The sequence below is a fragment of the Nocardiopsis sp. NPDC055551 genome (assembly GCF_053619415.1).
The window spans coordinates 110,817-122,035 of record NZ_JBSHJJ010000010.1 but is presented as its reverse complement, the minus strand read 5'-3'; the positions used below and the strand labels follow the sequence as shown (position 1 = coordinate 122,035).

Here is an 11,219-nt window from a genome sequence, read left to right as displayed (position 1 = left end):
AATTAAGTGCTCGACGTCAACTTCTTCGACGAGCTGCGCATCGGTCTCGCGACGGCCGAGGACATCCGCCAGTGGTCGCACGGCGAGGTCAAGAAGCCCGAAACCATCAACTACCGGACCCTCAAGCCCGAGAAGGACGGACTCTTCTGCGAGAAGATCTTCGGTCCGACCCGGGACTGGGAGTGCTACTGCGGTAAGTACAAGCGTGTCCGCTTCAAGGGCATCATCTGTGAGCGCTGCGGCGTCGAGGTGACCCGCGCCAAGGTGCGCCGTGAGCGGATGGGCCACATCGAGCTGGCCGCTCCCGTCACGCACATCTGGTACTTCAAGGGTGTGCCCTCTCGCCTGGGCTACCTGCTGGACCTGGCGCCGAAGGATCTCGAGAAGATCATCTACTTCGCCGCCTACATGGTCACGTGGGTGGACACCGAGGGCCGTGAGCGCGACCTGCAGTCGCTAGAGGCTCGGATCTCGGTCGAGAAGCAGCACCTGGAGCAGCGTCGCGACTCCACCCTGGAGGAGCGTCACCGCAAGCTGGAGACCGACCTGGCCGAGCTCGAAGAGCAGGGTGCCAAGGGCGACGCGCGTCGCAAGGTGCGCGAGGGCGCCGAGCGTGAGATGCGCCAGCTGCGCGACCGCGCCCAGCGTGAGATCGACCGCCTCGACGAGGTCTGGAACCGGTTCAAGAACCTCAAGGTCCAGGACCTCGAGGGCGACGAGATGCTCTACCGCGAGATGCGGGACCGCTTCGGGAAGTACTTCCGTGGTGGCATGGGCGCTCAGGCCATCCAGGACCGCCTGTCCAACTTCGAGCTGGACGAGGAGGCCGAGAAGCTCCGGGAGACCATCCGTACCGGCAAGGGTCAGAAGAAGGCCCGTGCCCTGAAGCGGCTCAAGGTCGTCTCGGCGTTCCTCAACACCACCAACAGCCCCATGGGCATGGTGCTGGACTGCATCCCGGTCATCCCGCCGGACCTGCGTCCGATGGTGCAGCTGGACGGTGGCCGCTTCGCGACCTCCGACCTCAACGACCTGTACCGCCGTGTCATCAACCGGAACAACCGACTCAAGCGGCTTCTGGACCTGGGCGCGCCCGAGATCATCGTCAACAACGAGAAGCGGATGCTCCAGGAGGCCGTCGACGCGCTGTTCGACAACGGCCGCCGTGGGCGCCCGGTCACCGGTCCCGGTAACCGTCCGCTCAAGTCGCTGTCGGACATGCTGAAGGGTAAGCAGGGTCGGTTCCGTCAGAACCTGCTCGGTAAGCGAGTCGACTACTCCGGCCGTTCGGTCATCGTCGTCGGCCCGCAGCTGAAGCTGCACCAGTGCGGTCTGCCCAAGCAGATGGCCCTGGAGCTGTTCAAGCCGTTCGTGATGAAGCGTCTGGTCGACCTGAACCACGCGCAGAACATCAAGAGCGCCAAGCGCATGGTCGAGCGGTCCCGCCCGGTCGTTTGGGACGTCCTCGAAGAGGTCATCACCGAGCACCCGGTTCTGCTCAACCGTGCCCCGACGCTGCACCGCCTGGGCATCCAGGCCTTCGAGCCGCAGCTGGTCGAGGGCAAGGCCATCCAGATCCACCCGCTCGTGTGCACCGCGTTCAACGCGGACTTCGACGGTGACCAGATGGCCGTGCACCTGCCGCTGTCCGCCGAGGCCCAGGCCGAGGCGCGGCTGCTGATGCTGGCCACCAACAACATCCTCAAGCCGTCCGACGGCAAGCCCGTGACCATGCCCACCCAGGACATGATCATCGGTCTGTACTACCTGACGACGGAGAGGGCCGGCGCCGCGGGCGAGGGCCGTGCGTTCCGCTCGCCGTCGGAGGCCATCATGGCCTTCGACCTGGGCCACCTCGACCTGCAGGCGAAGATCCGCCTGCGGATCGCGGACGGAGCTCCCGCGCCCAAGGACTGGACCCCGCCCGAGGGCTGGGAACAGGGCGACGTGTACGTGCTGGAGACGACCCTGGGTCGGTACCTCTTCAACGAGGCCACTCCGGTCGACTACCCGTACGTCAACTTCCAGGTGGGCAAGAAGCAGGTCTCGACGCTGGTCAACGACCTCGCCGAGAACTACCCGAAGGTCCAGGTCGCCACGACCCTGGACGCCCTCAAGGACGCCGGTTACCGCTGGGCCACCCGGTCCGGTCTGACCATCGGCATCGAGGACGTCGTCGCGCCGCCGCAGAAGGGCGAGATCCTCGCCCGGTACGACGGCAAGGCCGACAAGCTGCAGCGCGAGTACGACCGTGGTCTGATCACCGACGATGAGCGCCGCAAGGAGCTCACGGAGCTGTGGACCGAGGCGACCGCCGAGGTCGCCAAGAACATGGAGGACAACTTCCCCGCCGACAACCCGGTGTGGATGATGGTCCAGTCCGGTGCGCGTGGTAACCCGATGCAGGTGCGCCAGATCGCCGGTATCCGTGGTCTGGTCTCCAACACCAAGGGTGAGACGATCCCGCGTCCGATCAAGTCCTCCTACCGTGAGGGCCTGTCCGTTCTGGAGTACTTCATCTCCACGCACGGTCAGCGCAAGGGTCTGGCCGACACCGCGCTGCGTACCGCCGACTCGGGTTACCTGACCCGTCGTCTGGTGGACGTCGCCCAGGACGTCATCGTCCGTGAGGTGGACTGCAACACCGACCGTTCCCTGTGGCACGAGATCGGTGAGAAGAACGCCGCCGGCGTCGTCGGTCGTAAGCACAACGTCGAGAACACCGGTTTCGGCCGTACCCTCGCCGAGGACGTGCTGGACGCCGACGGCAACGTGGTGCTGCCCGCCCTGTCCGACACCTCCGAGCAGAACATCGACAAGCTGGTCGCCGCCGGGGTCACCCGGGTGCGCATCCGCTCGTCGCTGACCTGTGAGGCGAAGATCGGCGTCTGCACCACCTGCTACGGCCGCTCCATGGCGACCGGCAAGCCGGTGGACGTCGGTGAGGCGATCGGTATCATCGCGGCACAGTCCATCGGTGAGCCCGGTACCCAGCTGACCATGCGTACCTTCCACATGGGTGGTTCGGCCGGTCTGGACATCACCCACGGTCTGCCCCGTGTCCAGGAGCTCTTCGAGGCCCGCATCCCCAAGGGTGTGGCCCCGATCTCCGAGATGGAGGGCCGGATCCGGATCGATGACACCGAGAAGAGCCGCAAGATCGTCGTCATCCCGGACGACGGCACCGACGAGATCGCTTACCCGGTCCCGATGCGTGCCCAGCTCCTGGTGACCGACGAAGACCACGTCAAGGTCGGTCAGCAGCTCATCCAGGGTGCGATCAACCCGCACGAGGTGCTTCGCATCCAGGGCCCGCGCGCGGTGCAGCAGCACCTCGTGTCGGAGGTCCAGGAGGTGTACAAGTCGCAGGGTGTGTCCATCCACGACAAGCACATCGAGATCATCGTTCGCCAGATGCTCAAGCGAGTGAACATCCTGGAGTCCGGCGACACCGAGCTGCTGCCCGGTGAGATGGTCGAGCGGCCCAAGTTCGAGCGCATCAACCGGCGCGTGGTGTCCGAGGGCGGCCAGCCCGCCGCCGGGCGTCCGGTCCTGCTGGGGATCACCAAGGCCTCGCTGGCCACGGAGTCCTGGCTGTCCGCGGCCTCCTTCCAGGAGACCACCCGGGTGCTCACCGAGAACGCGATCCACGGCAAGAGCGACCCACTGCTCGGCCTCAAGGAGAACGTGATCATCGGTAAGCTCATCCCGGCCGGTACGGGCATTCCGCAGTACCGGAACATTCGGGTCGAGCCGACCGAGGAGGCCAAGGCCTCGATGTACTCGGTGTCCGGCTACGAGGAGCCGAGTGAGTACACCTTCGGGCAGGGTTCGGGAGAGGCCGTGCCGCTGGAGGAGTACGACTTCGGGCCGTACAACCGGTAAGCAGCCGAACTGAACGTTGGCTGAGCTGACGGCGGCGGTCGGCCACCCCCATCACGGGGGGTGGCTCCGCCGCCGTTTCGTCGTTGTGGGTCGACACACCGCTGTGTTGACGGGGAGAGGGCGCCACGGCGCCGGCGGGAGAGCAGGCAAGTGAACGATAACGGGGGCGGAGAGCCGGGGAACCGGTCGTCCGGAGAGGACGCGGACTCCTGGTTCAAGCCCAGTGAGAACCGTTTCCGAACACAGTCCGATTACCAGGACCCCATGGACAATGAAGGGGCGGAGCCCGAGGGCGACGCCCCGAATGAAGCGGCCGCGGTCTTTCCCGACAGCGGCGGGTACTCGGGGCTGAGCACGTCGCGTCCGGCCCTGGTGGAGCCCTACCCTGACGCGCTGGGCGCTCCGCCCACACCCCCCGCGGTGAGCCCCGAGCCCCAGGGGCCGCCCGGCATCTCCTACCCGGGTGCGGGTAGTGGTGCCTATCAACCGGTGACACGTATCCCGGGTGAGCGTCCGCCCGCCTGGGAGTCTCCGAACACGTCCTCGACGCCGGTCGAGCCCTCGGTGCCGAACACGCACCCCGAGTGGGGTGCCCCGACCGGGGAGATCCCGGCCGGAGCCTCGGCTTCGCGAGTGCCGTCCTGGGAGCCGTCCACCGAACCCCGGGACCCCGCCGAGCCGCCGTGGCCCCGGCACGACGAGGACACGGTCTCCCCCCCGGAGAACGTGTCCTCCGAGGTCCCTCCCGGAGCGGAACCGTCGTGGGGCGTCGAGCCCGAGCGTGAGCCCGCTTGGGAGCCGGAGGAGGGCGAGAGCCGGACCGGAGGCTATCCGGGCATCGCCGCCAGCGCGCAGGTCCCGTTGCCGCCCGAGGAATCGGAGGAGAACGGTCCCGTTGCCGCCCAGGACTCCTGGGCGAATGAGGCGACCCCCGGTGCGCGGTCCGCGGACGTGTGGGCGGCCGACACCGCTGCCGCGGAGCACCCGGTGCCCCGGTACGACACCGATGGTCTGGACGATTGGACCCCGGGCCCGAGCCCCGTGCCGGATCGAGGGAGCACCGGTGCGGCCGAGCCCTGGGCCGGGTCCGAGCCGGAGCGTTGGCACGACCCCGCTCCCTCCTACCTGGAGGATCGCCGCCACGAGGCGTCCCCGGTCGAGGAGGCGCCGCCGGGGGAGCGGCCCGGCGAGAGGTACACGGAGCCCTACGACGAGCTCTCCGCCCCTTCCAGGTACTCGATGCCCGCAGACGACGGGGGTCTGGGCACCGGCAGTGGCAACACCTGGGCGTTCGACCGCGACGACCCGCGGTTGCCGGACGTGGTCCGGGACGCCGAGCGGCGTCGTCGTGGCGAGAGCGGATTCGAGCCCACCGGTCTGGACGAGGTCGGTACCGAAGGGGACAACGGCCCCGATACCGGAGCACTGTCCGCGGCGGTGCCCTCATCCGAGGACCCGCTCGCCGCGATCGCGAACATGCAGTCGCGGGCCAAGGCCAGGGAGACCGAGGAACCGGGGGGATACGGCCCGGACCCGGTCGAGGAACCCTCCTGGAGCCGGGGCGCCGACAACGCCACCCGGATGTTCGGCTCGCCCGCCTACGACGAGGAACCGTCGGGGTACGGGACCGGTACCGGACCCGCGATGCCCCACGACGAACTCGGGTTCGACGGTCGTGGCCTCGACGACTACGGGACGGCCGGCGCGCGTTCGATCGACCGTGCTCCGGAGGCGCCCGCGGGCGGTGACAGGAACATCGGCGGCTACGACGAACCCGCCTACTACGACCGTGGATACGCGGACCAGGGGTACATCGACCAGGGCCATCGGGAGCCGGGGTACCCGGAGCAGGGCTTCGGCGACCGGGCCTACGAGGACCGCGCCTACGAGGACCGCGCCTACGGTGACCAGGGTTACGACGATCGGGTTCGGGACGAGCTCGGTTTCGACGACCGCCCCACCCCGCCCGTGGCCGGGCTCCCCTCCGACCTGGCGTCACCCTTCGGGTCCCACCCGCAGGGCCCCGCCGACGCCTGGAGCGAGGCTCCGGACGACGGCCCGGAGCCCCGGTACGAGGCCGCGGAGGAACAGGTCGCCGAAGAGGGGGATCCCGAGTACGAGGACGGCTTCACCCCCGCCGACTACGGGATGACCGAACGTCCGAGGTCGAGCCGTCGCCGCCGTGACCGGATCGTTGAGGACTTCCCGGGCTTCGAGGACCGCCCCCTCGGGGGAGAGGCCGGCGACTCCTATCCCGGTTACGAGAGCGTCGACTTCCTGGCCGACACCGATCCGGGTGCGATGCGGACCCTGTGGCTGGGCGTCGCCTCGCTGATCCCGTTCCTCGGTGTGATCACCGCGATCCTCGCGTTGTTCGTCACGGGACCCAGGGCCAAGAAGGAGATCCGGGGGTCGCGGGGGACCCTCGATGGACTCGGTCTGATCACGACCGGCACCGTATTCGCGGTGGCCGGCATCGTGGTGACGGTGATCTCCGTCGCGATCTTGGTGATTCTGTAGCCAGACGGCCGCTTTCGGGGGGAGAATGGGCCCTCCGGAAGCGGCCGTTCTCTTGTGAGGGCCCTCCAGCCACATTCCAGGGGAAACCTGGGGCGAAACGAGTCGGAGAGCGCGTAGACTAGGGGTGACCCACGGCTACGCGAGAACCGGTTCCGTTTGTTCTCGCTAACTCGCACACCGTTTTGACCGCCTGGTCTGGTAGCGGTAGCCTGTGTGATTGTGCCCGTGAGTCGACGGGTCACACATGTGCGCGGTGCCCCCAGTCCTTTTACGGGACGGATACGAGGCGCGCGGCGCATGTGAACCCCTCTCCTGCGAATCGGCCTCATGGCCGGGTGTGCTTCCGTTCCCGTGTTCGGGAACGAGGTCGACACGCCCGACTGCGGGGGTCGGGGAGTTTCGGGAAATTCAGCAGGTCAATAGCGATATCGGCTACGAGAACCGGCGTAGGTCACGAGGAAGACGGAGACGCGGTGCCCACCATCCAGCAGCTGGTCCGCAAGGGCCGACAGGACAAGGTCGCAAAGAACAAGACCCCGGCGCTGAAGGGGAGTCCGCAGCGTCGTGGTGTGTGCACGCGTGTCTACACCACTACGCCCAAGAAGCCGAACTCCGCTCTGCGTAAGGTCGCTCGCGTCAAGCTGAGCAGCGGCATCGAGGTCACGGCCTACATCCCCGGCATTGGTCACAACCTTCAGGAACACAGCATCGTGCTTGTTCGCGGTGGTCGTGTGAAGGACCTGCCGGGTGTCCGCTACCGAATTGTCCGCGGTTCGCTCGACACCCAGGGTGTCCGGGGCCGCAAGCAGGCCCGTAGTCACTACGGCGCCAAGAAGGAGAAGTAAGCATGCCGCGCAAGGGCCCGGCGCCGAAGCGCCAGCTCATCACCGACCCGGTTTACGGCTCGCCGCTCGTCACCGCACTGATCAACAAGGTGCTGCTCGACGGTAAGCGCTCCATCGCTCAGAGCGTCGTCTACGACGCCCTCGAGGGCGCTCGTGAGAAGACCGGTCAGGACCCGCTCGTCGTTCTGAAGCGAGCTCTGGACAACGTCAAGCCCGCGCTTGAGGTCCGCAGCCGCCGTGTCGGTGGCGCGACCTACCAGGTTCCGGTCGAGGTTCGCGCCTCCCGGTCCACCACGCTGGCCCTGCGCTGGCTGGTCTCCTACTCGCGTCAGCGTCGTGAGAAGAGCATGACCGAGCGTCTGATGAACGAGCTCGTCGACGCCAGCAACGGTCTCGGTGCGGCCGTCAAGAAGCGTGAGGACACGCACAAGATGGCCGAGTCGAACAAGGCCTTCGCCCACTACCGCTGGTAAAGCGGCTGGACCTGAACAGACCGAAGGACGAGCCTCATGGCTAAGACATTGCTAGACCTTGAGAAGGTCCGCAATATCGGCATCATGGCCCACATCGACGCGGGCAAGACGACGACGACCGAGCGGATCCTCTACTACACCGGTGTCAACCACAAGCTCGGCGAGACGCACGATGGCGCCTCGACGATGGACTGGATGAAGGAAGAGCAGGAGCGGGGTATCACCATTACCTCGGCTGCGATCACCACCCAGTGGAACGACACCACCATCAACATCATCGACACGCCCGGCCACGTCGACTTCACGGTCGAGGTCGAGCGGTCGCTGCGTGTGCTCGACGGTGCCGTCGCGGTGTTCGACGCCAAGGAAGGCGTCGAGCCCCAGTCGGAGCAGGTCTGGCGTCAGGCCGACCGCTACGGCGTTCCCCGTATCTGCTTCGTCAACAAGATGGACAAGATCGGGGCCGAGTTCCAGCGTTGTGTCGACATGTTCCGTGAGCGCCTCGGCGCGAACGCCATGCCGATCCAGCTGAACATCGGTGCGGAGAGCGACTTCCAGGGCGTCATCGACCTCGTGAAGATGAAGGCCTACCTCTGGAGCGCCGAGACGCCGCTGGGCGAGATGTACGACACCGTCGACATCCCGGACACCCACGTCGAGGCCGCTCGCGAGGCTCGCGAGTCCTTCATCGAGACGCTGGCCGACGCCGACGACGAGATCATGGAGATGTACCTCGAGGGCCAGGAGCCCACCGAGGAGCAGCTCGTCACCGCGATCCGTCGTGCCACCATCGCCGGCACCGCCGTGCCCGTGGTCTGCGGCACCGCGTTCAAGAACAAGGGCGTGCAGCCCCTGCTCGACGCGGTCATCGCCTACCTCCCCTCGCCCATGGACGTCGAGGCCATCGAGGGCCACGACCCCAAGGACGAGACCGAGGAGACCAAGCTCCAGCGCAAGCCGAGCGTGGACGAGCCGTTCTCCGCCCTGGCCTTCAAGGTCGTCAGCGACCCCCACCTGGGCAAGCTCTCCTACGTGCGGATCTACTCCGGTGTCCTCCAGGCCGGTACCCAGGTGCTGAACAGCATCAAGGGCCGCAAGGAGCGCATCGGCAAGGTCTACCGGATGCACTCCAACAAGCGCGAGGAGATCCCCAGCGCCGGTGCCGGCGACATCGTCGCCGTCATGGGTCTGAAGGACACCACCACCGGTGAGACGTTGTGCGACCAGGCGTCGCCCATCGTCCTGGAGTCCATGACCTTCCCGGCTCCGGTCATCGAGGTGGCCATCGAGCCGAAGACCAAGAGCGACCAGGAGAAGCTGGGCATCGCGATCCAGCGCCTGGCCGAGGAGGACCCCTCCTTCCAGGTGGCCACGGACGACCAGACCGGTCAGACCGTGATCTCCGGCATGGGCGAGCTGCACCTTGAGGTGCTGGTCAACCGCATGCGTGACGAGTTCAAGGTCGAGGCCAACATCGGTAAGCCCCAGGTGGCCTACCGCGAGACCATTCGCAAGAAGGTCGAAGGTCACGTCTACACCCACAAGAAGCAGACGGGTGGTTCGGGCCAGTTCGCCAAGGTCAAGATCGACCTTGAGCCGCTGCTGTCCGAGGACGGTGTCGCCTCCGGCTACGAGTTCGTCAACTCCGTCACCGGTGGCCGTATCCCGCGGGAGTACATCCCCTCGGTCGACGCCGGCTGCCAGGAGGCCGCTGAGCTGGGCGTTCTCGCGCACTACCCGCTCGTCGGCATCAAGGTGTCGCTGACCGATGGTCAGTACCACGACGTCGACTCCTCGGAGATGGCGTTCAAGACCGCCGGTTCGATGGCCTTCAAGGAGGCCGTCCGGCTGGCGAAGCCGGCTCTCCTGGAGCCGGTCATGGCCGTTGAGGTCACCACTCCTGAGGAGTACATGGGCGACGTGGTCGGCGACCTGAACTCTCGCCGTGGACAGATTCAGTCCATGGACGAGCGTTCCGGTGTCCGACTGGTCAAGTCCCTCGTGCCCCTCTCGGAAATGTTCGGCTACGTGGGTGACCTTCGTAGCCGCACGCAGGGTCGAGCCAACTACTCGATGGTGTTCGACTCCTACGCGGAGGTTCCGTCCGCTGTCGCCACGGAAATCGTGGCGAAGGTTCGCGGCGAGTAGTCGCGAACAACTAACCCGGCTGTTCCCCGTGCCCGCGGGGTTGGACCACAGTCAGATAGATCTGTACGTCTAGGAGACTTCCAGTGGCGAAGGAAAAGTTCGAGCGGACCAAGCCGCACGTCAACATCGGCACCATCGGTCACATTGACCACGGCAAGACCACGCTGACCGCGGCCATCACCAAGGTGCTGCACGACGCGTACCCGGAGCTGAACCCGTTCACTCCGTTCGCGGACATCGACAACGCTCCCGAGGAGCGCGAGCGCGGTATCACCATCTCCGTGTCTCACGTCGAGTACCAGACCGAGGCGCGTCACTACGCCCACGTCGACTGCCCCGGTCACGCCGACTACGTGAAGAACATGATCACGGGTGCGGCCCAGATGGACGGCGCGATCCTGGTCGTCGCCGCCACCGACGGCCCGATGCCGCAGACCAAGGAGCACGTGCTCCTGGCCCGCCAGGTCGGTGTCCCGGCCATCGTCGTCGCCCTGAACAAGTCCGACATGGTGGACGACGAGGAGATCTTCGAGCTCGTCGAGCTCGAGGTCCGTGAGCTGCTCAGCGAGTACGAGTTCCCCGGTGACGACACCCCCGTCACCAAGGTCTCCGCTCTGAAGGCGCTTGAGGGCGACGCCACGTGGGGCCAGGCCATCCTGGAGCTCATGGGCACCGTGGACTCCCACATCCCCGAGCCCCAGCGTGACACCGAGAAGCCCTTCCTCATGCCGATCGAGGACGTCTTCTCGATCACCGGTCGCGGCACCGTCGTCACCGGTCGTATCGAGCGCGGTATCGTCAACGTGAACGAGACCGTCGACATCGTCGGCATCAAGGAAGACAAGCAGACCACCACCGTCACCGGTGTTGAGATGTTCCGCAAGCTGCTCGACCAGGGCCAGGCCGGTGACAACGTCGGTCTGCTCCTGCGCGGCATCAAGCGCGAGGACGTCGAGCGTGGCCAGGTCGTCATCAAGCCCGGCACGACCACCCCGCACACGCAGTTCGAGGGTCAGGTCGTCATCCTGTCCAAGGACGAGGGTGGCCGCCACACGCCGTTCTTCAACAACTACCGCCCGCAGTTCTACTTCCGCACCACCGACGTCACCGGCGTCGTGACGCTGCCGGAGGGCACCGAGATGGTCATGCCCGGTGACAACACCGGTATGACGGTCCAGCTCATCCAGCCGGTCGCCATGGAAGAGGGCCTGAAGTTCGCCATCCGTGAGGGTGGCCGGACCGTGGGCGCGGGTCGCGTCACCAAGATCCTCAGCTAGTACACACGCCGGGGTGGTCCCAACCGGAACCACCCCGACGTGGTGGGTGGGCCGCGGAGACGCGGCCCACC

At 66.6% G+C, this 11,219-nt stretch carries 6 protein-coding genes; all 6 read left to right on the top strand.

Annotation, left to right across the window (positions count from 1 at the left end):
• Nucleotides 1-6 precede the first annotated feature (6 nt).
• The 6 genes from ACWGSK_RS18945 (at nt 7) to tuf (ending at nt 11,148) form a co-directional block, all read left to right on the top strand.
• The gene (locus ACWGSK_RS18945) at nt 7-3,885 is read left to right on the top strand and encodes a DNA-directed RNA polymerase subunit beta' (RefSeq protein WP_358506794.1); all 3,879 of its coding nucleotides are present in this window, start codon (nt 7-9) and stop codon (nt 3,883-3,885) included.
• Between the two features lie 264 nt (nt 3,886-4,149).
• Entirely contained in the window at nt 4,150-6,405 is a 2,256-nt protein-coding gene (locus tag ACWGSK_RS18940; RefSeq protein ID WP_452456352.1) for a hypothetical protein, read from the top strand.
• A gap of 473 nt (nt 6,406-6,878) precedes the next feature.
• On the top strand, nt 6,879-7,250 hold the full coding sequence (rpsL, locus tag ACWGSK_RS18935) for a 30S ribosomal protein S12 (RefSeq protein WP_014912437.1): 372 nt from the start codon (nt 6,879-6,881) through the stop codon (nt 7,248-7,250).
• A gap of 2 nt (nt 7,251-7,252) precedes the next feature.
• Complete coding sequence (gene rpsG, locus ACWGSK_RS18930; RefSeq protein WP_067597751.1) at nt 7,253-7,723, top strand: 30S ribosomal protein S7; 471 nt, start codon at nt 7,253-7,255, stop codon at nt 7,721-7,723.
• A gap of 36 nt (nt 7,724-7,759) precedes the next feature.
• Nucleotides 7,760-9,871, top strand: coding sequence for an elongation factor G (gene fusA / locus ACWGSK_RS18925; RefSeq protein ID WP_358506790.1), 2,112 nt, complete (start codon nt 7,760-7,762; stop codon nt 9,869-9,871).
• 83 nt (nt 9,872-9,954) lie between these two features.
• Complete coding sequence (tuf, locus tag ACWGSK_RS18920) at nt 9,955-11,148, top strand: elongation factor Tu (protein ID WP_358506788.1); 1,194 nt, start codon at nt 9,955-9,957, stop codon at nt 11,146-11,148.
• Nucleotides 11,149-11,219 lie beyond the last annotated feature (71 nt).

Excerpts from the sequence above, each read along its gene's own strand:
- fusA (WP_358506790.1), top strand. The coding sequence starts at position 7,760 with ATGGCTAAGACATTGCTAGACCTTGAGAAGGTCCGCAATATCGGCATC.
- rpsG (WP_067597751.1), top strand. The coding sequence starts at position 7,253 with ATGCCGCGCAAGGGCCCGGCGCCGAAGCGCCAGCTCATCACCGACCCG.
- ACWGSK_RS18940 (WP_452456352.1), top strand. The coding sequence starts at position 4,150 with ATGGACAATGAAGGGGCGGAGCCCGAGGGCGACGCCCCGAATGAAGCG.